22 protein-coding genes and 2 pseudogenes are annotated in these 21,514 nt (G+C 68.1%); 8 read left to right on the forward strand and 16 right to left on the reverse strand.

Features of this window, described 5'->3' with window-relative positions; genetic code table 11:
* Nucleotides 1–49: 49 nt before the first annotated feature.
* A complete protein-coding gene (locus HV701_RS04510) occupies nucleotides 50–295 on the forward strand; it encodes a helix-turn-helix domain-containing protein (protein ID WP_175131873.1) in 246 nt (81 codons plus the stop codon).
* On the opposite strand, the gene HV701_RS04515 is transcribed toward HV701_RS04510, so the two are convergent.
* Complete coding sequence (locus HV701_RS04515; protein ID WP_175131874.1) at nucleotides 285–824, reverse strand: hypothetical protein; 540 nt, start codon at nucleotides 822–824, stop codon at nucleotides 285–287. The two genes, HV701_RS04510 and HV701_RS04515, sit on opposite strands and share 11 nt — an antisense overlap.
* 60 nt (nucleotides 825–884) lie before the next feature.
* Here HV701_RS04515 and HV701_RS04520 point away from each other — a divergent pair, with 60 nt between their 5' ends.
* The 3 genes from HV701_RS04520 to HV701_RS04530 are packed head-to-tail and all read left to right on the forward strand — an operon-like array spanning nucleotide 885 to nucleotide 3,941.
* Entirely contained in the window at nucleotides 885–1,778 is an 894-nt protein-coding gene (locus HV701_RS04520; protein WP_175131875.1) for an alpha/beta hydrolase, read from the forward strand.
* A gap of 31 nt (nucleotides 1,779–1,809) precedes the next feature.
* The gene (gene gshA / locus HV701_RS04525) at nucleotides 1,810–3,381 is read left to right on the forward strand and encodes a glutamate--cysteine ligase (RefSeq protein WP_175131876.1); all 1,572 of its coding nucleotides are present in this window, start codon (nucleotides 1,810–1,812) and stop codon (nucleotides 3,379–3,381) included.
* A 38-nt stretch (nucleotides 3,382–3,419) separates the two neighbouring features.
* Nucleotides 3,420–3,941, forward strand: a complete 522-nt coding sequence (locus tag HV701_RS04530; RefSeq protein ID WP_175131877.1) for a lipocalin family protein — start codon at nucleotides 3,420–3,422, stop codon at nucleotides 3,939–3,941.
* A gap of 66 nt (nucleotides 3,942–4,007) precedes the next feature.
* On the opposite strand, the gene HV701_RS04535 is transcribed toward HV701_RS04530, so the two are convergent.
* The 13 genes from HV701_RS04535 to HV701_RS04595 form a co-directional block, all read right to left on the reverse strand.
* The gene (locus HV701_RS04535; RefSeq protein ID WP_175131878.1) at nucleotides 4,008–4,952 is read right to left on the reverse strand and encodes a M14 family metallopeptidase; all 945 of its coding nucleotides are present in this window, start codon (nucleotides 4,950–4,952) and stop codon (nucleotides 4,008–4,010) included.
* A 102-nt stretch (nucleotides 4,953–5,054) separates the two neighbouring features.
* Nucleotides 5,055–6,047: a Bug family tripartite tricarboxylate transporter substrate binding protein gene (locus HV701_RS04540; RefSeq protein ID WP_175131879.1), complete on the reverse strand. Its 993-nt coding sequence runs from the start codon at nucleotides 6,045–6,047 to the stop codon at nucleotides 5,055–5,057.
* Nucleotides 6,048–6,253: 206 nt separating this feature from the next.
* Nucleotides 6,254–7,168, reverse strand: coding sequence for a LysR family transcriptional regulator (locus HV701_RS04545; RefSeq protein WP_175131880.1), 915 nt, complete (start codon nucleotides 7,166–7,168; stop codon nucleotides 6,254–6,256).
* Between the two features lie 11 nt (nucleotides 7,169–7,179).
* Nucleotides 7,180–8,067, reverse strand: coding sequence for an alpha/beta hydrolase (locus tag HV701_RS04550; protein ID WP_175131881.1), 888 nt, complete (start codon nucleotides 8,065–8,067; stop codon nucleotides 7,180–7,182).
* On the reverse strand, nucleotides 8,060–8,821 hold the full coding sequence (locus tag HV701_RS04555) for a GntR family transcriptional regulator (RefSeq protein ID WP_175131882.1): 762 nt from the start codon (nucleotides 8,819–8,821) through the stop codon (nucleotides 8,060–8,062). The genes HV701_RS04550 and HV701_RS04555 overlap by 8 nt, the downstream gene beginning before the upstream one ends.
* 81 nt (nucleotides 8,822–8,902) lie before the next feature.
* Nucleotides 8,903–9,940 carry a carbon-nitrogen hydrolase family protein gene (locus tag HV701_RS04560; protein WP_175131883.1) on the reverse strand — a complete coding sequence of 346 codons (1,038 nt, stop codon included), beginning with the start codon at nucleotides 9,938–9,940 and terminating at the stop codon, nucleotides 8,903–8,905.
* Between the two features lie 21 nt (nucleotides 9,941–9,961).
* Entirely contained in the window at nucleotides 9,962–10,654 is a 693-nt protein-coding gene (locus tag HV701_RS04565; protein WP_175131884.1) for an ABC transporter ATP-binding protein, read from the reverse strand.
* Nucleotides 10,641–11,408, reverse strand: coding sequence for an ABC transporter ATP-binding protein (locus tag HV701_RS04570; RefSeq protein ID WP_175131885.1), 768 nt, complete (start codon nucleotides 11,406–11,408; stop codon nucleotides 10,641–10,643). Before HV701_RS04570 ends, HV701_RS04565 begins: the two co-directional genes overlap by 14 nt.
* Nucleotides 11,398–12,384, reverse strand: coding sequence for a branched-chain amino acid ABC transporter permease (locus HV701_RS04575; protein ID WP_175131886.1), 987 nt, complete (start codon nucleotides 12,382–12,384; stop codon nucleotides 11,398–11,400). The genes HV701_RS04570 and HV701_RS04575 overlap by 11 nt, the downstream gene beginning before the upstream one ends.
* Complete coding sequence (locus HV701_RS04580) at nucleotides 12,381–13,295, reverse strand: branched-chain amino acid ABC transporter permease (RefSeq protein WP_175131887.1); 915 nt, start codon at nucleotides 13,293–13,295, stop codon at nucleotides 12,381–12,383. Before HV701_RS04580 ends, HV701_RS04575 begins: the two co-directional genes overlap by 4 nt.
* The gene (locus HV701_RS04585) at nucleotides 13,292–14,461 is read right to left on the reverse strand and encodes an ABC transporter substrate-binding protein (protein WP_175131888.1); all 1,170 of its coding nucleotides are present in this window, start codon (nucleotides 14,459–14,461) and stop codon (nucleotides 13,292–13,294) included. Before HV701_RS04585 ends, HV701_RS04580 begins: the two co-directional genes overlap by 4 nt.
* Nucleotides 14,462–14,507: 46 nt before the next feature.
* On the reverse strand, nucleotides 14,508–15,419 hold the full coding sequence (locus HV701_RS04590) for a fumarylacetoacetate hydrolase family protein (protein WP_175131889.1): 912 nt from the start codon (nucleotides 15,417–15,419) through the stop codon (nucleotides 14,508–14,510).
* A 90-nt stretch (nucleotides 15,420–15,509) separates the two neighbouring features.
* The gene (locus HV701_RS04595; RefSeq protein WP_175131890.1) at nucleotides 15,510–16,634 is read right to left on the reverse strand and encodes a cupin domain-containing protein; all 1,125 of its coding nucleotides are present in this window, start codon (nucleotides 16,632–16,634) and stop codon (nucleotides 15,510–15,512) included.
* Between the two features lie 207 nt (nucleotides 16,635–16,841).
* On the opposite strand from HV701_RS04595, the gene HV701_RS04600 reads away from it, so the two are divergent.
* Nucleotides 16,842–17,102: a hypothetical protein gene (locus HV701_RS04600; protein WP_175131891.1), complete on the forward strand. Its 261-nt coding sequence runs from the start codon at nucleotides 16,842–16,844 to the stop codon at nucleotides 17,100–17,102.
* 244 nt (nucleotides 17,103–17,346) lie between these two features.
* Here HV701_RS04600 and HV701_RS04605 read toward each other — a convergent pair whose 3' ends face one another.
* The gene (locus HV701_RS04605) at nucleotides 17,347–18,459 is read right to left on the reverse strand and encodes a porin (protein ID WP_175131892.1); all 1,113 of its coding nucleotides are present in this window, start codon (nucleotides 18,457–18,459) and stop codon (nucleotides 17,347–17,349) included.
* 314 nt (nucleotides 18,460–18,773) lie between these two features.
* On the opposite strand from HV701_RS04605, the gene HV701_RS04610 reads away from it, so the two are divergent.
* The 3 genes and pseudogenes from HV701_RS04610 to HV701_RS04620 all read left to right on the forward strand — a co-directional run bounded on the left by HV701_RS04610 (nucleotide 18,774) and on the right by HV701_RS04620 (nucleotide 21,338).
* Nucleotides 18,774–19,652 (forward strand): RNA polymerase sigma-70 factor, encoded by an 879-nt coding sequence (locus HV701_RS04610; protein ID WP_175131893.1) that lies wholly within the window; start codon nucleotides 18,774–18,776, stop codon nucleotides 19,650–19,652.
* Between the two features lie 113 nt (nucleotides 19,653–19,765).
* Nucleotides 19,766–20,201, forward strand: a pseudogene (locus HV701_RS04615) (cupin domain-containing protein).
* Between the two features lie 132 nt (nucleotides 20,202–20,333).
* On the forward strand, nucleotides 20,334–21,338 hold the full coding sequence (locus HV701_RS04620; RefSeq protein ID WP_175131894.1) for a LysR family transcriptional regulator: 1,005 nt from the start codon (nucleotides 20,334–20,336) through the stop codon (nucleotides 21,336–21,338).
* A 3-nt stretch (nucleotides 21,339–21,341) separates the two neighbouring features.
* Here HV701_RS04620 and HV701_RS04625 read toward each other — a convergent pair.
* Nucleotides 21,342–21,509 (reverse strand): annotated as a pseudogene (locus HV701_RS04625) (peroxiredoxin); the annotation flags it as partial.
* Between the last annotated feature and the right edge of the window lie 5 nt (nucleotides 21,510–21,514).

Below are 21,514 nucleotides of genomic sequence, written 5' to 3' on the forward strand. Positions count from 1 at the left end.
CGATCGGAGCATGGGTTGTCTTTGCCAGCCACTTCGCGCCGAATCCGCCATGTCCGCCAAATCCGCTTTCGCCCCTCCGCCCGCCGTCGTCCGGCTGTCGCCGCGAGAATCGGCCTCGCTGCACTGGAGCGCCATCGGCAAGACCAGTTGGGAAACCGCCCGCATCCTCGACATCAGCGAAAGCACCGTCAACTTCCACCTGCGCAACGCCTGCCGCAAGCTGCAGGTGCGGGGCCGGCGCGCCGCGGTGGCGACGGCCATCAGGCGCGGACTGCTGCATCCGGTCACGGCTTGACCACGACCGACCTCAGGAATTCACGCGCCCGCTCCTCGGGCAGGCTGGCCTCGGTGCCCGCCGCCACCGCCTCGATCAGCATGGTGTCGGTGATCCACACCCGCGCCCGCAGCCAGCCGGGCTTGCCCATGGCCTTGCCCTGCACGTCGATGTCCTGCCCGTAGGGCGGCCATGCGGTGGGCGGCGGCGCCTGCATGTTGACGTACAACGAGCGCATCAGCGCCACGCCCAGCGCCTGGCGGGCTACCGGATCGGCGGCGATCTCGGGCGGCAGCGGCGCCGAGCCGATGGCGAACACCGCCTCGCCAACGGTCGCGCTGGCCAGGGTGAAATCCAGCGTATGGGTATCCAGCCGCAATTTACGGGTCTCGGTCTGCACCCGGTTCGGGAAAGCCGCCCGCGCGTGGCCGTCGGCCACATCGACCTCGCGCCAGTTGTAACGCGGCGAACAGGCGCTGACCAGCAGCGCCAGCGCAAGAATTACGCCGGCTTTCTTGAACATGAAACGAAACAGCGATGAAATCGTCATTACCGTAAAGACCCACGGTCTTTTCATTTCGAGGACAGCCCCAAATTGTCGCCGATTTCGATGACCCCAGCGCCCGACGGCACGCCCCTGGCCAATTATGTCTGGCCCGCCGCCCCGAATGTGCCCCCGCCGGTAGTCGGCCCGGGCACGCCCAGCATCTACCTGCTGCACGGCCTGAGCGAGCATGCCGGGCGCTACGACCGGCTGGCGCGCTGGCTGGCCGCCCGCGGCTGGACCGTGGGCGCGCATGACCACCGCGGCCATGGCCGCTCGGGCGGACGCCCGGCCACCCTGGCGCACCAGGAAGACCTGGTGACCGACGCCGCCGCCCGCCTGGCCGCCTGGAGCAGCGCCCAGGGCCGTCCGCCCATCCTGCTGGGCCACAGCCTGGGCGCCCTGGTGGCGGTGCGGCTCGCGCTGCGGCAGCTGGCGCCCATCGACGCCCTGGTGCTCAGTTCGCCCCCGTTTGTGGTCAATGTGCCGCCCTGGGTGCGCCGCACCCTGACCTGGATGTCGCTGCACGCGCCCGACCTGCGGGTCCCCCACGGCCTGGCGCCGGCCCGCATCTCGCATGACCGGGCCGTGGTCAAGGCGTACCGGTCCGACCCGCTGGTGCGCCGCAGCATGACGGGCCGGCTGGCCCGTTTCGTCGACGAAGGTGGCCGCGAATCGCTGCGCGAGGCGCACCTGCTGCCCTGTCGCACCCTGCTGATGGTGGCCGGCGACGACTCGATCGTGGCGGCCGAAGGCAGCCGCCAGTTCGCCCAGCGGGCCCCGGCCGAATTGCTGACATTGCGCTGGTACGACACCGCCTGGCACGAGATTTTCAACGAAACCGCCCCCATCGCCGACCCGGTCTACGCCGACCTGGACGAATGGCTGGCGCGCACCGCCGCACAATTGTCCCTGTCTCCAGTACTGGCTCCCTCGGCAGAGGAGGCCAGCACCCCGTAAAATCCGGCGACGACCCCTCCGAGAAGATTCCGTGACTGATACCGCCGCCCAACGCCTCTCCCGCCTGGAAGCCAACCGCGCGCTCCTGGCCCAGACCCTGCGAGGCATCGAAAAAGAAGGCCTGCGCGTCGATGAGCAGGGCATCCTGGCCCGCACGCCGCACCCGGCCGGGCTCGGCTCCGCGCTGACCAACGAACACGTCACCACCGACTATTCGGAATCCCTGCTCGAACTGATCACCGGCACCCACGACAACGTCGACGCCCTGCTGGCCGAGCTGACCGCCACCCACCTCCACGTCTACAGCGTGCTGGACCACGAACTGATCTGGAACCAGTCGATGCCGGCCACCCTGCCGGCCGAGGCCGACATTCCCATCGCCTGGTACGGCACGTCCAACACCGGCATGCTCAAGCATGTCTATCGCCGCGGCCTGGCCGAGCGCTACGGCAAGACCATGCAGTGCATTGCCGGCGTGCATTACAACTTCTCGCTGCCCGAGGCGCTGTGGCAAGTGCTCGACACCCAGCCCGGCACCGACCAGGAGCGGCGCTCGCGCGGCTACATCGGCCTGATCCGCAACTTCACGCGCTACTCCTGGCTGCTGATGTACCTGTTCGGCGCCGCGCCCGCGCTGGCGCGCGACTTCCTGCGCGATGGCGAACACGGCCTGCAGCGGCTGGGCGACCACACCCTGTACCTGCCCCATGCCACCAGCCTGCGCATGAGCGACCTGGGCTACCAGAACAAGGCCCAATCGCAGCTCAAGCTCTGCTACAACGACCTCGACACGTTCCTGGGCCGCCTGTACGACGCGGTCACGCAGCCCTGGCCCGACTACCAGAAGATCGGCACGCATCGCAACGGCGAATGGATCCAGCTCAACACCAACGTGCTGCAGATCGAAAACGAGTACTACTCCAGCATCCGCCCCAAGCGCGCCACCGGCCGCTGCGAACGCCCGATCACCGCGCTGGCCGAGCGCGGCGTGCAGTACGTGGAAGTGCGCTGCCTGGACATCAACCCCGATTCGCCCGTGGGCATCGACGCCGACACCAGCCGCTTCGTTGACGCCTTTCTGCTGTTCTGCGCCGCCGCCGACAGCCCGTTCTTCCCCGCCAACGGCTACTGTCAACGCAGCGCCGACAACTTCGCCACCGTGGTCAAGGAAGGCCGCAAGCCCGGCCTGCAGCTGAACCGCGACGGCCAGGCCATCGGCCTGGCGCAATGGGGCCAGGAACTGCTGGACCAGATCGCGCCCTATGCCGCCCTGTACGACGCGGCCCTGGGCGGCAGCGCCTACGCCGCCAGCCTGGCCGTGCAGCGCGCCAAGCTCGGCCAGCCCGACGCCACGCCGTCGGCGCGCCTGCTGGCCGCGCTGAACGACAGCGGCGAATCGTTCCACGACTATTCGCTGCGCCAGAGCCGGGGCCATGCGCAGGCCCTGCGCGCCGAGCCGCTGGCCGCAGCGGTCGCGGCCGAGTACCGCCAGGCCGCGCTCGATTCCAGCGCCGAACAATTGCGCATCGAGCAGTCCGATGACGTCGACTTCGACACCTACGTCGCCCGCTATCACGCCGCCCTGAAGGCCCCGCGCAAATAAGGCGTATTGTTAGGGTTTTGGATCAGGAGGCTTTCCCCATGCGCCGCATTGCAACATTACTGCTGGCCCTGGCCGCCGGCGCGGCCGGGATCTCCCACGCCGCGCCGCCGCCCATGCAGACCGTGGCATCGGTCGACCTGAAGCGCTATGCCGGCAAGTGGTACGAGATCGCCAATTTTCCGATGTTCTTCCAGCGCAACTGCGTGGGCGACACCACCGCCGAGTACACGCAACACCCGGACGGCACCGTCGGGGTGAACAACCGCTGCCGCACCAAGGACGGCGACATCGACTCGGCCTCGGGCACCGCCACCGTGGTCGAAGGCAGCAACAACGCCAAGCTCGAAGTGTCGTTCTTCAAGCCGTTCAAAGGCGACTATTGGATCATCGGACTCGATCCGGATTACCGTTGGGCCGTGGTCGGCACGCCCAACCGCAAGTACCTGTGGATCCTGTCACGCTCGCCGCAGTTGCCCAAGGAAGACCTGGACCGCGCCCTGGCGGCCGCGACCGCGCAAGGCTATCAGCTCGACGAGCTGCGCTATACGCCGCAGCAGTGACGGCCTCGGGGCGCCGCCCGCGGTCGACAACCGCGGCGCCGCGCTCACCGTGCGCTGTGCGCGCCTTCAGCCCGCATAGTCACGCGCCAGCCGCACCACCGTCACGCCCGGCTTGAGCTGGCGCAGCGACGGCATCACCAGGGTGCAATTGTCATAGGGCGTGACGATCGCCCGGCCGTCGGCGCGGCCGATCTCCGACCCCGCCTTCTCCAGCGTTTCCAGGCCCTGCCAGGGTTGCGAGAAGCGCAGGTCCATCGACGGCGCCACCACCGCGTCGGTGACTTCCAGCACGCGCTGCGTGGCCGCGTCCGGCTGCCGCCAGCCGGCCGGCACATCGTCCGCATCGATCACGCCCGACTCGACCAACATGCGCGCCACCATGTCGCGCGCCACACCGCGCGCGGCTGGATCGCCATGAAACCCGCATTCGATCAACAACGCGCAGGCGTCGTCGTTCGATGCATCGCCGAAGCGGCCATAGTCGCGCATGCGCACGCCGTCCTTGTGGCCGGCGTCCACGATCACGTGCTGCGGCGCCTTCAGGCGTCGCGCCAGCGCGATATTGCGCGGCAGCACACCGGTCAGCAGCAGGGGCGCGCCCGGTTCATGCATGGAATGCAGGTCCAGCAGCCAGTCGGCGCGCTCGACCCAGGGCCGCAATTGCGCCGCGCGCCGGCGATCGCTGCTGGTGGGATTGTCCAGCCGCTCGGCGCTCCAGACACGGTTCATATCCTCGTCCACGAAACGCGAGGCGTCGTGGCGCGCCAGATCGAAACGGTCGAACGCCGGCAGGTTGCAAAAGGCCAATGTCAGGCGCCCACGCCGCGGCCGCAGCCCCGCCGCCAGCAGATCCTTGAGCGCCCAGGCGCCGCATAGTTCGTTGCCGTGCACCAGCGCCGACAGCATCAGGGCGCGGCCCGGCAAGCCCGAATCGAAATGCCAGACGCCCGGTGTGTCGGTATTGCCCAGGCGCTCGGCGGCGAGGTCGGGAACGGGAAGCGTGAAATCCATGGTGTTGCCTGCGTTGCTGCGGAAAAGGATGATGGAAAACGTGTAGCCGGACACGGCGACGGCCGCCAAGGGGCGGCCGTCGCCGTCCGGCCCGGATGCGCGCTACTGCGCCTCGATCCTGGCGGCCTTGACCAGCGCGCCGTACTTGCGCGCTTCCTCGGCCTGGTAGGCCACCGGATCCACGCCCACTTGCGCCAGCACGCCGCCGGCCTCCTGCATCTTGGTGCGGAATTGTTCAGACTTGAGCGTGTCGGCCAGCGCCGCGCGCAGCTTCGATGCCACCGGTTCCGGCAGGCCGGCCGGGCCATACAGCGAGAACGACACGCTGACATCGACCGCTTCGAAGCCCGGAGTCTCGGCCAGCGCGGGGATGTCCGGCGCCACCGGCGAGCGCTGCTTCTGCGTCACGCCCACCGCCACGATATTGCCGCCACGGACCTGCGGCAGGCCGGATGACAGCACCAGCATGCCGAAGTCCAGCTGTCCGCTCATCAGGTCGGTCACCAGCGGCGACACGCCGCGGTACGGGACATGCTCGGCGCGCGTGGCGGTGGACTGGTTGACCATTTCGCCGGCCAGATGCAGCGACGTGCCCACGCCGGATGAGCCGTAATTGAAGGTGCCCGGCGCCGCGGCGCGCAGCTTCTGCAGATAGTCGGCCGCGTTCTTGACGCCCGACTGCTTGCTGGCCGCCAACAGCATGGGCTGGGACGCGATCACGCCCAGCGCGGTGAAATCCTTGGCGCCGTCGTACTTCACGGCGCTGTTGATCATGCGGGCGATGACCATCTCATTGGTCGCGCCCAGCAGCAGCGTGTAGCCATCCGGTGCGGCCCGGGCCACCCGCTGCGCGCCGATGGTGCCGCCGGCGCCGCCGGCGTTCTCGATCACCACGCTCTGGCCCAGGCGCTTGGCCAGTTCCTCGCCGAACAGGCGCGCGGTCAGGTCGACGCTGCCGCCGGCGGGATAACCGACGACCAGCGAAATCGGATGATCGGGGTAGCCGGCGGCGCCGGCCGGCGCGGCGATGGCCAGCGTCGACGCGGCGCAGAGCGCGGCCAACGCGCCGCGTAGCGGATGCGTAATGGAAATCATGAGTTTCTCCCTGGGGTGCTGTCGTGGACGGCGGCGCCGTCTCGTTTGAAATGTCGGAAGACATTCTGCGGCGCGCTGCCCGGCCATAATGTGCCAAATCAGCACATTCCCGTGCTGATTGGGTTGGCAGGCGGCAAGCTTCACGATGTTCGCCCGTACGCCGGGCGGCCCGCGGCAGCCTCCCTGAAAGACGCCTCGCCCAGGCCCTAGGCCTTGCGGTTGGCGGTGGCTTCCCAGGCCGCCTCGGCCACGTCCGCCAGGCGCGCCCGCGAGCGGTACAGGCGCACTTCGAAAGCGATTTCGTCGCTGCGTCCGCCCAGCGATACCAGGGTGCCACGGCGGCAATCGGCCGCCACCATCGACCACGGCAGCCAGGCCACGCCCAGCCCCTTGGCCGCCGCGCCATGGGCGGCGTCGAGCGAATCACTGCGCACAAACGGCACCAGCGCATAGGGCGTGGATTCGAGCCGATCGCCGAGGATGCGTTCCATCGACAAGCCGCCGGCGTAGGTGATGAGCGGTACCGGATGGCCGCCTTCGCCCAACACGTAACGGGCGCGACCGCGGCCATCGGCCTGGCTCACCGGCACCAGCTTGTCGGTGCCCAGCGTCATGTAGCGGTAGCGCACCGGATTGAGCGGCATCGACAGGGCCGGATGCTCGTAGCAGCAAAGCAGGTCGACCTTGCCCTGCTCCAGCCGCACCGCCATGTCTTCCATCTTGCCCGTGGAGATTTCCAGCTGGGTGCCCTCGGTCAACACCTTGGGCGCGCGATGCCGCAGGCGCGCGATCCAGTCGGCCACCAGGGTGCGCGCCAGGCTGCGGCCGGTGGCAATGCGCAGCACCGCTTCGCCGCCCGCGCCGGAACTGCGGATCCGGTGGCGCACCAAGCCCATCTGCTCGACCACCTGGGTGGCGGTCTTGAGCAGCGCCTCGCCTTCGGCGGTCAGCGTGACCGGCACGCGCTGGCGGTCCACCAGCGGCGCGCCGGCCCAGGCCTCCAGGGCGCGGATGCGGCGGCCGAACGCGGGGTGCGTCACGTGCCGCGCCTCGGCGGCGCGCACGAAACTGCCGCTCTGCGCCAGCGCGATCAGGTCTTCGAGCAGCTTCAGGTCGGCCATGACGCGCCCGCTTACGGCTGCGGCGCCAGGCCCATCATCGCCAGCGTGGCGCGGGTCAGGTCGCTGGCCGGGTCCTCCAGTTCGTTCACCAGGTCGAAGTGATTGCAATGCGGCGTGGGGACGCGCGTGGCTTGCAGGCCCGCGCCGGTCCAGGCCCGCTCGAACGCCTCGGTCTGGTTCTTGAAACCCTGCGTCTCCAGGCCACCCACCGCGAGCAGCATCGGGCCCGCGCGCTCGGGCAGGTTGAAGATTGGGCTGTGACGCGCCGCCTGGTCCGGCGTCAGCTGCAGCCAGGTATTGGGCAGGATGTCGCACAGCGGCCGCAGGTCGAACAGGCCGCTCAGTGCCAGCGTGCCCTTGACGATGTCGTCCGGCACCCCGTAGCGGGCCGGCCAGCCGGGCGCGGCCAGCATCCCCGCCAGATGGCCGCCGGCGGAGCTGCCGCCAACATAAATGCGGTCGGGGTCGATGCCGTAGGTGGCGGCGTTGCGGTACAGCCAGGCCAGCGCCGAACGCATTTCGCGCACCACTTCGGGCAGGGTCGCCTCGGGCGCCAGGGTGTATTCCGGCACCGCCACGGCCGCGCCGGCCGCGTTGAAGGCTTCGGCCATGACCGGCGCGTCTTCCTTGCGCTGCGCGCGCCAATAGCCGCCGTGGATGAACACGAACAGCGGCGCCGGCGCGCGGCTGGCGGCGGGCAGGAACAGGTCCAGCCGCTCGTCCTCGCCCATGCCGTAGCGCAGGTCCAGCAGGCCCGGGCGGCGCGATTTCACCGCGGCGGCCGATTCGGCGTAGCGGCGCACGCAGGCGTCGAAATCCGCCACTGACTCGCGAGCGTTGTATTGCACCTCGCGCTCGGCGATGGTGGGGAAAAAGAGATCGATAACCGAGTCACGCATGAATGGCCTGCCTGTCGTCCTGGGAAATGATGTGTTCGATGAATTGCGCGGTCTTGCGATAGTGCGCCGCCAGCATCGCCACCGAGCGCTCGGCATCGCGCGACAGCGCCGCCTCCAGCAGTTGGCGGTGCTCGTCGTCGACATTGCGTTCGGGGCCATAGGCGGTGGCGCCGGCGCGCGCCGGGCGCCGGTAGCGCTCGGTCTGCGCATACAGCTGCGTGGACAGGTCCAGCAGCCAGTGCGAGCGGCAGGCGCCGATCAGCGCGTGATGGAAATCCAGATGGCGCGCTTCCAGCGAGTCTTCCAGCTCCTGGCTGGGCGGCACGGCTTCGCTGGCGCGCTGCGCGGCCCGCGTCAGCGCGTGGTAGGCGCCGACCAGGCGCGCCTCCCAGGCGTCGTCGGCGTTGGCCAGCGAGCGCCGCAAGGCATCGCAATCGATCAGGATGCGGGTTTCGCAGGCATCCCACATTTCCTCGACCGATAGCGGCGCGATGCGAAAGCCGCGCGAGGTGGTGGTGATCACCATGCGTTCGCTGCGCAGGCGGTTCAGCGCCTCGCGGATCGGCGAGAAACTGCTGCCATAGCGTTGCTTGAGCAACTCCAGGCGCAACGACTGGCCGGGCGCGAACGCGCCGCTCATGATGTCGCGCCGCAGCAGGCGGTAGACCTGCTCGGACAGCGTGATTTCCTCGACCTCGGCGCTCCCGTCGGCGCCGGGCTCGTCCTGGCGGGAAGCTTTGATTCTTGGCTTCAACGTGCTCTCCAGATGTCAGCGGCCTGGGGCCGGGGCCGGCGGGCGCTCAGGCGGCCCATTCTACCCGCGGCCCGGCCGCCCTCACCCGCGCGCCTCACGCGGCGCCTCGGGCAAGGGTTCGAAGCCGCCATCCAGGTCGGCCGCGCCCGAGTCGGCCAGGTCGTCATAGCGCGCCGCCTGCAGCGGCCGCCGGTTCACGCGCAGGTCGAACACATCGAAACGGTTGTAGTGGCCGACGATGTCGTGCATCTGGCGCGGCTGGATGCAGCGCGACAGGTCGATATCGGCATAGACGATGCCTTCGTCGTCGATCAGCGGCTCGCCGATCACGCGGCCGTCCGGCCCCAATATCCCCGAAAACGCACTGTTGCGGCGCGCCAGCATTTCGCGCGCCTCCGGATGGCTGGCGCTGATGGCGTCCTGGATTTCGGTGGAAATGGTGGAGCAGGACACCACCGTGAACACCTTGCCCTCGAACGAGTGCGCCGCCGCCCGCAGGCGGATGGCCTCGGCCATGTCGTAGTCGGGCGGCGCCACCGGCAGCGAGATATAGCTGGCGACGTGCACCATTTCGCCCTGCGCCAGCAGCGCGAAGCGCGCCAGCGTGTTGGTGTTCTCGCCGCAGGCCAGGCCGCCGAGCTTGCCGACCGAGGTGTCATAGACGCGCAGCGATTCGCCGTCGCCGTGGGCCCAGGTCAGCTTTTCGGCCCAGGTCGGCACCAGCTTGCGGTGGCGGCCGAGGATGCGGCCCTCGTCGTTGATGAAGACCATGGTGTTGTAGATCGTGCCCACGCCATGGCGGCTGCGCTCGTTCACGCCCACCACCACGTTGACGCGGTGCTGGCGCGCGGCCTGCGCGATGCGGCGGATCTCCGGCCCTGGCAGTTCGATCGCGCTCTTGCAGAGTTTCTCGAACCACGGACTGCCCTGCACCGGGTTCATCACCCAGCTCCAGTAGGGATAGGCCGAAACAAACACCTCGGGAAAGGCCACCAGGGTGGCGCCGTGGCCGGCGGCCTCGGCGATCAGCGCACAGGTCTTGTCGACGGTGGCGTCGGTGTCCAGGAACACCGGGGCCGCCTGGACGGCAGCGGCCTTGAAGACGGGCAGGTTCAACATGCGTATGGCTCCCAGATACGGTCAGATGCCGAGATAACGTTGCGCCAGTTCGGGCTGCGCGGACAATTCCGCGGGCGCGCCGGACCAGGCCACGCGGCCCTTGTCGACGATGTAGTGGCGGTCCACCAGCGTCGCCATTTCGGGCAGATTCTTGTCGATCACCAGGATGGTCTGGCCTTCGGCCTTCAACGCGCGCAGGCAACGCCAGATCTCCTGGCGGATCAGCGGCGCCAACCCTTCGGTGGCTTCGTCCAGGATCAGCAGCTTGGGATTGGTCATCAGCGCGCGGCCCACCACCAGCATCTGCTGCTCGCCGCCCGAGAGCGTGCGCGACGACTGCGCGCGGCGTTCCTTCAGACGCGGGAACAGCGCGTAGACGCGCGCCAGGTCCCAGCCGCCGGGCGCGGCGCGCGAGGTGGCCACCAGGTTCTCCTCCACCGAAAGCGAGCCGAACACGCGCCGCCCTTCCGGCACCAGCCCCACGCCCAGCCGCGCCACCGCGCTCGGCGCCGGCCGCGACAGCGCCTGGCCCCGGAATTGCACCTGGCCGCCGGTGGCCGGCAGCATGCCCATCAGTGTCTTGATGGTGGTGGTCTTGCCCATGCCGTTGCGGCCGATCAGCGAGATCACCTCGCCCTCGGCGGCCTCGAAGGCCATGCCGAACAGCACCTTGCTCGACCCGTAGCCGCCGGTCAGGCCCTCAACCTTCAACATGCTCTTCTCCCAGGTAGGCGGCGCGCACTTCCGGATGACGCCGCACCTCGTCGGGCGCGCCGCTGAACACCACCTTGCCGTAGACCAGCACACTGATGCGGTCGGCCAGCGCGAACACCGCATCCATGTCGTGCTCGACCAGCAGGATGCCGTAGTCGCCCTTCATGCCCAGCAGCAGGCGGGTCATGCGCGCCGATTCCTCCGGCCCCATGCCGGCCATGGGCTCGTCCAGCAGCAGCAGGCGCGGCGCGCGCGCCAGGGCCACCGCCAGTTCCAGTTGGCGCTTCTCGCCGTGGGCCAGGTCCGCGGTGCGCACGTGGCGGCGCTCGGCCAGCCCGACGTGCGTGAGCCATTGCATGGCCTGCGCTTTCAGGCCGGCATCGCGACGCGGATCGGACCAGGCCCCAAAGGCGCGGCCGCCCTTGAGCATGCTGGACAGGATCACGTTTTCCAGCGCGGTGTATTCCTGGCACAGTTCGGTGATCTGGAACGAGCGCCCCAGCCCCAGTCGGGCGCGCTCGAAGGCGCGCAGCGCCGTCACGTCGCGCCCGTCCAGCTCGATGGTGCCCGAGTCGGGCCGGATCTCGCCGCAGATCTGTGCGATCAGCGTCGACTTGCCTGCGCCGTTCGGGCCGATGATGGCGTGGATTTCCCCGGCGCGCACGTCCAGGTCCACGCCATTGGTGGCGACCACCGCGTCGAACGCCTTGCGCAGCTGCGTCAGGCGCAGCAGGGAGGTGGGTTCAATCCGCATGGCGCGTCTCCAAGAGGCGGCCGAACAGACCCTTCTGGCCCCACAGCACCACCAGCACCAATATCGGCCCCATGTACAGCAGCCAATGCTCGGTCAGCGACGACAGCATCTGCTCCAGCCCCAGGAACACCGCCGCGCCGGCGATCGGGCCCAGCAGCGTGCCCACGCCACCGAGAATGACGATCGCCATCAGCTCGCCCGACTTGGTCCAGGCCGCCATGTCGGGCGTCACCAGCCCGGCGTAGTTGGCCCACAGCACGCCCGCCAGCCCCGTGCCCACCGCCGACAGCACGAAGGCGCTCAGGCGGTACGGCGTGGGCGCCACGCCCAGGTTGATGGCGCGCCGCTCGCTCTGGCGCAGCGCCTGCAACACCATGCCGAAACGCGAGTTGGTGAAGCGGATGCACAGCAGCGTCCAGAGCGTCAGCAGCGCCAGGCAGACGTAGTAGAACGTCAGCGGATTCTCCAGGTTGAGGCCTGGCAGCACGTTGCGCTGCGAGATCATCAAGCCATCGTCACCGCCATAGAACTGCAGCGACACCAGGATGAAATACACCATCTGCCCGAACGCCAGGGTGATCATGATGAACTGCACGCCGCGCGTGCGCAGCGCCAGGTAGCCGAACAACCAGCCCGCCAGCGCGCACACGACCAGCGCGATCGGCCACACCACCAGCGCGGCGTTGCTGCCGGCCCAGCCGAACAACGGCCCGGCTTCCGTGGTGTGGAAGGCGATGATGCCCACCGCATAGCCGCCCAGCCCGAAGAACATCGCATGGCCGAAACTGACCATGGCGCCGTAGCCGATCACCAGGTCCAGGCTGACCGCGGCCAGGCCGTAGATCAGAAAGCGCGTCACCACGCCGACCAGGAACGGCGTGTCCGTGGCCGCCGCCGCGCCCGGCAGCGCCAGCAGCAGGATCAACCCGGCCAGCCCCCAGCGCGCGCGATTCGAAAGTCTCTTTGCCATCATCATCCCCGCGCCGGGAACAGGCCGCCCGGCTTGGCGATCAGCACAATCGCCATCAACACATAGATACTGGCCGATGCCAGGCCCGCCGCCAGCGGATCGGCCGTGGCCGGGGAAAACACCGCGCCCAGCAGTTGCGGCAGGAAGGCCCGCCCCATGCTGTCGACCATGCCCACCAGCAGCGCCCCCGCCAGCGCGCCGCGCACCGAGCCCACGCCGCCAATCACAATGACCACGAAGGTGGTGATCAGGATGCGTTCGCCCATGCCGATTTCCACCGCCAGCAGCGGCGCCGCCATCACCCCCGCCAGGCCGCAGAGCAGTGCGCCCAGGCCGAACACCAGGGTGTAGAGCTTCTTGATGTCCACGCCCAGCGCGTCGACCATTTCGCGGTCGTCGGCGCCGGCCCGGATCAGCATGCCGATGCGGGTGCGGTTCACCAGCCACCACAGCCCCACGGCCACCAGCGCGCCGACCGCGATGAACGACAGCCGGATCAGCGGATACTGGAACCCCGGCGCCAGCGTCACCGCGCCTTCCAGGAAGGACGGGATGCCCACCAGCGGCGGCCGCCGCCCGAATATCAGGCTGACCGCCTCGTTGGAGAACAGCAGCAGGCCGAACGTGGCCAGCACCTGGTACAGGTGATCGCGCTTGTACAGTTTGCGGATCACCAGCAACTCCACCGACACGCCGTACAGCCCCGCCCCCAGCAGCGCCGCCAGCACGCCCGCCAGGAACGAGCCGGTGGTGCCGATGGCATAGGCCGCGCAGTACGCGCCCACCATGTAGAACGAGCCGTGGGTCAGATTCACCACGCCCATGATCCCGAAGATCAGGGTCAGCCCGGCCGCGAGCAGGAACAGCATCGCGCCGAACTGCAGCCCGTTGAGCATCTGTTCGAAGAACAAGGTCATGACGGCATCTTGCAGAATTGGGCGTAGGCGTCCTTGTCATCGGACACCAGCTTGCGCACCCGGTGCGGCGCCAGGTTGCCGTCGGCATCCTTCTCGATCCGCATCAGGTACAGGTCCTGTACCGGGTGCTGGTTGGTGTTCATGCTGAACTTGCCGCGCAGCGAGGCGAACGCCGGCTGGCGCAGCGCAGCGCGGAACTCGGCCTGGCGCGACAGGTCGCCGCCGGTGGCCTTCAGGCCGGCGCCGATCAGCTGCGCCGTGTCATAGGCCTGCATGGCGTAGTCGGTGGGCACGCGGCCATAGGCCTCCTTGAAAGCCCGCACGAAGGCCTTGGACTGCGGATTGTCGAAGTCCTGCGACCAGATGCCGGTGGTGTACGCGCCCAGTGACGCCTCGCCGGTGGCCTTGATCATGCGCGCGTCCATCGAGAAGCTCGGCATCAGCATCGGCACAGTCTTGTTCAGGCCCGCCGCCGCGTACTGCTTGACGAAGTTGATGCCGGTGCCGCCCGGATGGAACTGGTAGACCGCGTCCGGCGCCAGCGACCGCACCCGCGCCAGCTCGACCGAGAAGTCCGACTGGTCCAGCTTGGTGTAGATCTCGGCGCCCACCTCGCCCTTGTAGGTGCGTTTGAAGCCTTCGATGGCATCGCGCCCGGCCTGGTAGTTGGGCGCCAGCAGCGCCACGCGCTTGTAGCCCAGTTCGTTGGCCGCCACGCCGCCGGCCGTGTGGAAGGCGTCGTTCTGGTACGAAGCCACGAAGTAGTTCTGGTCGCACTTCTCGCCGGCGAAGTTCGACGGCCCCGGGTTCAGGCTGACGTAGAACGCGCCCGACCTGACCACGCCCGGCACCACCGCCGCCAGCACGTTCGAGAAGTTGACGCCGGTGAACAGCTTGATGCCCGATTGCAGCATGCGGTCCGCCGCCTGCTTGGCGTTGGCCGGCTTCAAGCCATCGTCCTCGATCACCAGTTGCACCGGCACCCCGCCCAGCATGCCGCCGCCCTGCTTGATCGCCAGGTTGAAGGCGTCGCGCTCGTCCTCGCCGATATAGCCGGCCGGCGTCGACAGCGTGGCGATGAAGCCGATCTTGACCGGTTCGGCCGCCTGCGCCGCGCCGCCCAGCGTCCAGGCCAGGCCCGCCGCCCACAGTGTTTGCTTGATCATTGTTTTCCCCTTGGAGACCGCCGCGCGGCGCGCGCCGGAATTTCGCCTAGACCGCCACCACCGGATGGCGCAGCGTGCCGATGCCTTCCACGCACGCCACCACCACATCGCCCGGCCACAGCCATTCCTGCGGCTTGCGGCCCGCGCCCACGCCTTCCGGCGTGCCGGTGGCGATGATGTCGCCCGGCTCCAGCGTGATGCCGGCGCTGATGTCCGCGATCAGGAATGGCACCTTGAACAACATGTGGCGCGTGTTCGAGCCCTGCTTTTTCTCGCCGTTGACCGTCAGCCACAGGTCCAGCACCTGCGGATCGGGAATCTCGTCGGCCGTGACGATGCAGGGGCCGAACGGCGCATAGGTATCCTGGCCCTTGGAATAGATCCACTGGCCGGCGCGGCGGCAGTCGCGCGCGCTCATGTCGAGCATCACGCTGTAGCCGAACACGTACGACAGCGCATCGGCCTCGGCCACGCGCGAGGCGCGGCGGCCCATGATCACCGCCAGTTCCACTTCCCAATCCAGTTGCTGGGTGATCTTGGCGTTGTGCTCGATGGGATCGCCCGGGCCGATCACGGTAGTGGGCGGCTTGGAGAAAATCACCGGCTGCTTGGGCAGGTCGGCCGAGGTATCCAGCGTGCGGCTCGACTCGGCCACGTGTTCGACGTAGTTCAGGCCGATGCCGAAGATGTTCTTGCGCGGGCGCGGAATCGGCGCCAGCAGCTTGACGTTCTCCTGTGGCAACGCGGTGCCCACGGGCCAGGCGCCGCGGTACGCCTCCATCAGCCTGGCGGCCTGCGCCACGGCCACGGGGCCCAGATCGATGAAGGCCAGCATGTCGTCCGGCAGCGCCACGCCGCCGGCCGCGCCCAACAGGGCCAGGTCGATCACATAGCCTTCGGCCAGCGCGCCCAGGCGGGCGGCGGCGGTGGGATGGGCGCGAAAAGTTACCAAGCGCATAGGAACTCCAGGAAATTCAAAACGAGTTGAGACAGGCGCCCGGCTTGCGCCGGGCGGCGGATAAAGATTCAGTAGGGTGGGCGCCAGCCGCTAGATCAGTTTCTGGTGGCCGTCGTTGTCCTTGACCGCTTCCTCGCGGTAGAGCGCCAGCGCGCGCATCACCGGCAGGTCGTTGAAACAGAACAGGCAGGCATCGTCGTTGGACGACAGGTTGGCGTGCTCGTGCACGGCCCACGACGGCACACAGAAGATGTCGCGCTCGGTCCAGTCGTAGCGCTTGCCGTCGATGACCGAAAAGCCGCTGCCCTTGGCCACCTGGTAGAGGAAGCTGCCGGTGTGGCGGTGCGCCTTGGTGTGCTCGCCCGGACGCAGCAGCTGCATGCTGGCGCCGATGGTCGGCATGACCGGGCCGCCGGTGGCGGGGTTGACGTACTCCATCAGGATGCCGTCGTAGGGGCTGCCCGCCGACACCCGCGCATGGCGGCGCAGCGCTTCGTAGGTGGGCTCCCATTCGTACTTGAACAGCGGCGAATACGGCTTGGTCCAGCCCGTCGTCTGCGGCCGCAGCGCGGCATTGCCCCAGGCGGCGCTGGTGTCATCCACCGGGTGCGTCACGGTCTGGTTCAGGTCGGGATGCACGGCATAGAAACCGGCCTCGAAGGCGTTGACCAGCGGGATGTCCAGGCCGTCCTGCCAGATGCAGGTGGTGCCGTCTTCGGCCACGCCATGTTCGTGCCAGGTGCCGTTGGGCGTGAGCACGAAATCGTTCGCGCCCAGCGTCATCTTGTGGCCGTCCACCACCGTGAAGGCGCCCTGGCCTTCCATGATGAAACGCAGCGCCGAATGCGAATGCTTGTGCGCCGAGGCCAGTTCGCCCGGCCGCATCACCTGCAGGCCCGAATACAGCCAGCCGACCGCGGCGGCGACGTCGCGCCGGCCCGGGTTGTTCAGGTAGATCACGCGGCGGCCGGCTTCTTCGGGCGACACCAGCTCGGCCGAGCGCAACACGTGGCCGCGCAGCTCCTGGTAGCGCCAGACCACCGGCACCGACGCCGAGCGCGGCGCCCACGGTTCGATCTTGTTGGCGACGGTCCAGAGCGCGCCGGTTTCGAGCCGCGCCAGGTCCTGGTAATAGGCGATGCGCTCGGGCGAATCCGCCACGTTGGCGCGGCCGGCGGTGTCTTCCCGATAGGCGTCGTACCTGTTCGCTTCCATCCCTTGCCTCTTTTTATAAAAATCAAAAGATTTTCGAAAATATTAGAGGTGACGGTGGAATCGGGCAATGATTGCGCGCTAGGGGTTTTCCTTGAGCCCGTCATTCCTGGCGAAAAAAACCGTCAGCGCCACGAAAAATACTGTACAAAAACACAGTTCACCGTGCTACATTTCGCTCGCCCCAGAAACGTCGTCCAGGAGACTCCTGTGTCCGAAGCCGCCCATATCGCCCAGACTCACGTCATCCAATACATCGTCGTTCCCTACCGCGCCGCCGCCAATGGCGTGGCCCCCGGCGAGATCCGGCCCGCCAGCAGCGAGTTCGGCGCCATCCGCATCGCCAACGCCATGGCTGCCAAGTTCGCCGGCGTGGCCGCCTACGAGGTCATGATCGACAAGGAAACCGGCGACATGGAGTCGCCGCGCATCCTGGCGCAGATCGGCACGGTGCCGTCGCTGGACGACTGACCGCGCCGCCTTGGCCGCGCCCAATGCCAACGCCGCCGACGCCACATCGCGGCGCCGGCGGCGCATGGACCGCTGAACGTGTGCGCATCCCGCCGAAGTTGGGGTGAGCGGACTGAGAGTGGAGCTAGGGAGGTGGCCGCTTTTTTCGCGTCTGTGGCCGGGTAAGACGCCCAGTCCGCTCAATACAACCGCGGCGCTCCGGCAACGCGCATCCCGCGCGCGCCGCCGGAGCGCTGGCCGCCGCTTAGAAGCGGTGACGCACGCCCACCATGCCGACGGTGCTCTTCACGCCGTCGACGAAGGCGAAGTTCGTCGCATACGACGCCAGCGCGTACAGGTTGGTGCGCTTGGACAAGTTGTAGGTGTAGCCCAGGCTGTAGATGTTCATGGTCGCATCGTCGCCCGTCAACGAGGTGTTGTTGGCGTCGGCACGCTGCCACGACACCATCAGGTTGCCAGCGCCACCGAGCGGCGCCGACAGGCCGACCAGGTACGCATTCGACTTGAAGTCCTTGGCGATCGCATTGGTGCTCAGGCCCTTGGCGGCGGGGCTGCCACTGCCGAAGGCGTTGATCGATTGGCCGCCGAACCAGCCGTCACGCGTCTGGCCATAAGCCAGGCCAAGCTTGACCACTTCGAAGTCATACGAAGCGCCAATGATCCATTGTTTCGGCGTCTCGTCGGTGCCGAGCTGGTTGGCCGGGTTCAACTGGTCGTAGGTCAGCGCCACATTCAGGGGACCGTTGACATAGCGCAGGCCGGTGGTGATGCCACGCGTGTTGTCGGCGGTCTTGAAGCCGGTTTGCGCGGAGGTCGTGTCGGCCACGTTGAACGAGTAGCCCAAGCCGAACTGGAAGCCGCTGAACGACGGGGTCTGATACATGACCATGTTGTCGTAGCGGACCGTGTTGGCGGCGCTGAAGGCAGCGCCCACGTTGGCCTGGCCGTAGCTGGCGCTGAACGGATCGATCGGGGCGATGTACTTCGAAGCGATGTTGGTCTGGCGGCCGAAGTCCAGCTGGCCCCAGGCATTGCTCTTCAGGCCGACGGTGGCTTGGCGGCCAAACAGGCGGCCGCTCTGGCCCGACTGGCCGTTGGTCGAGTTGAAGCCGCTTTCCAGCGTGAACACCGCGCTCAGGCCATCGCCCAGGTCTTCGGCACCGCGCAGGCCCCAGCGCGAACCGCTGGACACGCCGTTGGACATGCCGACCTTCGATTCCTTGTAGCCATCGTTACCCTTGATGCGCTGGAAACCCACGCCGGTATCGATCAGGCCGTACAGAGTCACCGAGGTTTCAGCCTGCGCCACGCCGGACAGCGCGGCGAAGAGAGCGGTGACGAGCAGAGTTTTCTTCATTACAGATTCCCGTTGATTGACAAGACATGCATATGCGGAGCGGCACGCCACGCAGGCGGCGGCTTCCGCGCATGACCGGAACGGATTCTAGGGACGCTGTATGTCAGTCTTTTTGCGCGGCGCCGCAAAAGCCGCGCAATCCGCGCAATTCACGGGAATCGGACGGCATCGTGGCGCGCAGCCGACATCCGCCCTGGCCTCGCCCACGCGCCCAGGCCTGTCATTGCGATGTGCTATGAAAGTGCGCGCGGCTTGTCTGGCCCCGGCCGGCTGCGGCAAAATGTTCGTACCCTGCCTTCTCTCTCCTCCCCGCCATGACCGATTCGGTGACCCAGTTCGATCGTCATCGCCCCCGCCTGTATGCCATCGCCTACCGCATGCTCGGTGAAGTGGCCGAGGCCGAGGACGTGGTGCAGGATGCCTGGCTGCGCTGGCACGGCGCCGACCGCGCCCGCGTGGACAACGCCGAGGCGTGGCTGGTCACCACCACCACCCGCCTGGCCATCGACCGCCTGCGCCTGGCCAAGGCCGAGCGCGCACGCTACGTCGGCGTGTGGCTGCCCGAACCCATGCTGATGGCCGCCCCGGCCACGCCCGAGCAGATCCACGAACGGGCCGATGACGTATCGGTGGCGTTCCTGTTCATGTTGGAACGCCTGTCGCCGGACGCCCGCGCCGCCTTCCTGATGCGCGATGTCTTCGACGCCGACTACGAAGACATCGCGCGGACCCTGGACAAGCGTCCCGCCGCGGTCCGCCAGCTGGTGCACCGGGCCCGCTTGCAGTTGCGCCAGGGCGCCCCGCGCGAGGCCGTGCCGCGGGCCACGCTGCGGCGCCTGCTGCTGGCCTTCGCCGACGCCATGCAGCGCAGCGATTTCCATGGCCTGCACGCCCTGTTGAGCGATGACGCCGAACTCATCGGCGATGGCGGCGGCAAGGTCGGCAGCTTCGCCAGCCTGGTGGGTGGCAAACGGTTGGCGCAATTGTTCTATGCGGGCAAGCGCCGCTACCGCGACGCGCTGCGCATCGAGGTGGTCGAAGTGAATGGGCAATGGACGCTGCTGCGCTTCATCGACGGCCAGCTCGAATCCGTGCAGTCCTACGACACGGATGGTGAACGCCTGACGCGCGTCCTGGTGCAGCGCAATCCCGACAAACTGGCACGCATCGCCGCCACGCTGGCCCACGCCTGAGCGCCCGCCGCGTTGGTGCCTGGCGGGCAACATGGTGATCCCCTGCAGGGGACTACCGCCTGGCCGGCGGCACTTCTACGATGCGCCTGTCTCCATTGAATCGAGGACCGGCCATGTCAACGCCCAGGAAGATCGCCATCACCCTTGCCGCCGCCGGCGTGTCGCTGCTGGGCCCGCTGGCCCAGGCCGCCCCCCCATTCCCCGCATACCGGCGGCGCGGCCGATCCGGTCGTCACGGAACTCATGAGTAAGGCCTTGCCGGGCGTCCCCGGCAAGGAAGCGCTGATGATCACCGTCGACTACCCGCCCGGCGCCGCCGACCCCATCCACCGCCATGACGCCTCCGCCTTCGTCTACGTGCTCGAAGGCAGCATCGTCATGCAGGTCAAGGGCGGCAAGGCGGTCACCCTGACCGCCGGCCAGACCTACTACGAAGGGCCGGACGACATTCACACGGTGGGGCGCAACGCCAGCCAGACCCGGCCCGCCCGCTTCCTGGTGGTGCTGATCAAGAATCCCGGCGCGCCCGCGCTGGTTCCCATCCAGTAGGCAATACCCATGGCGGCCCCGCATGCCCCAGGGGCCGCCGATGCAGACCGCTTTTTTTCGGGGACGATGTCACAAAGCCGGCGGGCGCCGCGTCTTGGAGGGTAGGATCAACCCACTCGCCGAGCCGCCATCATGTCGATCTCCCCTCTCGCCTCGTCTTCTTCCCCCGCGTGCGCCGCGTCGGATTCGCTGGCCGACAGTTTCGCCACCAGCTATGCCGGCGTGGTCGCCTTCATCGCCGTCGCCGCCGAAGGCAATTTCGCCAAAGCCGGCGACCGCCTGGGTATCGGCCGTTCGGCCGTCAGCCGCAGCGTCCAGAAGCTGGAAGACCAACTGGGCACGCGCCTGTTCCTGCGCACCACCCGCAGCACCTCACTGACCGTCGAAGGCAAGCGCTTCTATGAACAGTGCCACCCCGGCGTGGAACACATCGTGCGGGCCCTGGACGACATGCGCGAGCTGCGCGAGGGGCCGCCCGCGGGCCAATTGCGGGTGTGCTCGACCGTGGGGTTCGGCCGCAAGGTGGTCGCGCCCCTGCTGCAGGCGTTCCGCGCCGCCCATCCGGGCATCTCGGTGGAACTGTTGCTGGACGACGGCCCCACCGACTTCACCACCGACCGCGTCGACATCTCGTTCCGCAATGGCCGCATGGAAGACAGCCAGGTGATCGCCCGCAAGGTGATTCCCATGCAGATGATGCTGTGCGCCTCGCCGGAGTATGCGGCACGCCACGGTCTGCCGGACAGCGTCGACGCCATCGGCCGCCACCGCTGCGTCAACTTCCGGCTGGCCTCGGGCCGGGTCTACGAATGGGAATTCAAGGTCGACGGCCGCCTGCGCAAAGTGACCCCACCCGCGATGCTCACGTTCAACGACGCCGACCTGGTGTTGCAGGCGGTACTGGACGGCCACGGCCTGGCGCAGATCGCCGGCTACCAGGCCTGTGAACACCTGCGCGCCGGCACGCTGGTGGCCTGCCTGCCGCAACACGCGCCGGACGACCGCGGACATTACCTGTGCTTCCTGAGCCGGCAGCACCTGCCGACGCGCATGCGCGTCTTCATCGACTACATGACCGAACGCATCCGCGCGCTGGACCTGCAGATCATCGACAGCCTGTCGCCGCCTGCCACGTGACGCTCATTGCGTCAGCGCCACCACGCTTTCGATGCCGCCTTGCGTCATCTTGGCGTAGGGACACAGGCGCTCGGTGTCGCGCACCAGCGCCTGGTCGACGCCGGGCAGATGGATGTTGACGTCCGCGCTCAACGCGAACAGGCCATCGACCGGGTCGCGACCAAAGGCGAGCCCTT

The sequence above is a fragment of the Achromobacter pulmonis genome (assembly GCF_902859765.1).
In the GTDB taxonomy this organism is placed as follows: domain Bacteria; phylum Pseudomonadota; class Gammaproteobacteria; order Burkholderiales; family Burkholderiaceae_B; genus Achromobacter; species Achromobacter pulmonis.

Excerpts from the sequence above, each read along its gene's own strand:
- HV701_RS04510 (WP_175131873.1), top strand. The coding sequence starts at position 50 with ATGTCCGCCAAATCCGCTTTCGCCCCTCCGCCCGCCGTCGTCCGGCTG.
- HV701_RS04515 (WP_175131874.1), bottom strand. The coding sequence starts at position 824 with ATGACGATTTCATCGCTGTTTCGTTTCATGTTCAAGAAAGCCGGCGTA.
- HV701_RS04520 (WP_175131875.1), top strand. The coding sequence starts at position 885 with ATGACCCCAGCGCCCGACGGCACGCCCCTGGCCAATTATGTCTGGCCC.
- HV701_RS04530 (WP_175131877.1), top strand. The coding sequence starts at position 3,420 with ATGCGCCGCATTGCAACATTACTGCTGGCCCTGGCCGCCGGCGCGGCC.
- HV701_RS04535 (WP_175131878.1), bottom strand. The coding sequence starts at position 4,952 with ATGGATTTCACGCTTCCCGTTCCCGACCTCGCCGCCGAGCGCCTGGGC.
- HV701_RS04540 (WP_175131879.1), bottom strand. The coding sequence starts at position 6,047 with ATGATTTCCATTACGCATCCGCTACGCGGCGCGTTGGCCGCGCTCTGC.
- HV701_RS04545 (WP_175131880.1), bottom strand. The coding sequence starts at position 7,168 with ATGGCCGACCTGAAGCTGCTCGAAGACCTGATCGCGCTGGCGCAGAGC.
- HV701_RS04550 (WP_175131881.1), bottom strand. The coding sequence starts at position 8,067 with ATGCGTGACTCGGTTATCGATCTCTTTTTCCCCACCATCGCCGAGCGC.
- HV701_RS04560 (WP_175131883.1), bottom strand. The coding sequence starts at position 9,940 with ATGTTGAACCTGCCCGTCTTCAAGGCCGCTGCCGTCCAGGCGGCCCCG.
- HV701_RS04565 (WP_175131884.1), bottom strand. The coding sequence starts at position 10,654 with ATGTTGAAGGTTGAGGGCCTGACCGGCGGCTACGGGTCGAGCAAGGTG.
- HV701_RS04570 (WP_175131885.1), bottom strand. The coding sequence starts at position 11,408 with ATGCGGATTGAACCCACCTCCCTGCTGCGCCTGACGCAGCTGCGCAAG.
- HV701_RS04575 (WP_175131886.1), bottom strand. The coding sequence starts at position 12,384 with ATGATGATGGCAAAGAGACTTTCGAATCGCGCGCGCTGGGGGCTGGCC.
- HV701_RS04580 (WP_175131887.1), bottom strand. The coding sequence starts at position 13,295 with ATGACCTTGTTCTTCGAACAGATGCTCAACGGGCTGCAGTTCGGCGCG.
- HV701_RS04585 (WP_175131888.1), bottom strand. The coding sequence starts at position 14,461 with ATGATCAAGCAAACACTGTGGGCGGCGGGCCTGGCCTGGACGCTGGGC.
- HV701_RS04590 (WP_175131889.1), bottom strand. The coding sequence starts at position 15,419 with ATGCGCTTGGTAACTTTTCGCGCCCATCCCACCGCCGCCGCCCGCCTG.
- HV701_RS04595 (WP_175131890.1), bottom strand. The coding sequence starts at position 16,634 with ATGGAAGCGAACAGGTACGACGCCTATCGGGAAGACACCGCCGGCCGC.
- HV701_RS04605 (WP_175131892.1), bottom strand. The coding sequence starts at position 18,459 with ATGAAGAAAACTCTGCTCGTCACCGCTCTCTTCGCCGCGCTGTCCGGC.
- HV701_RS04610 (WP_175131893.1), top strand. The coding sequence starts at position 18,774 with ATGACCGATTCGGTGACCCAGTTCGATCGTCATCGCCCCCGCCTGTAT.
- HV701_RS04620 (WP_175131894.1), top strand. The coding sequence starts at position 20,334 with ATGTCGATCTCCCCTCTCGCCTCGTCTTCTTCCCCCGCGTGCGCCGCG.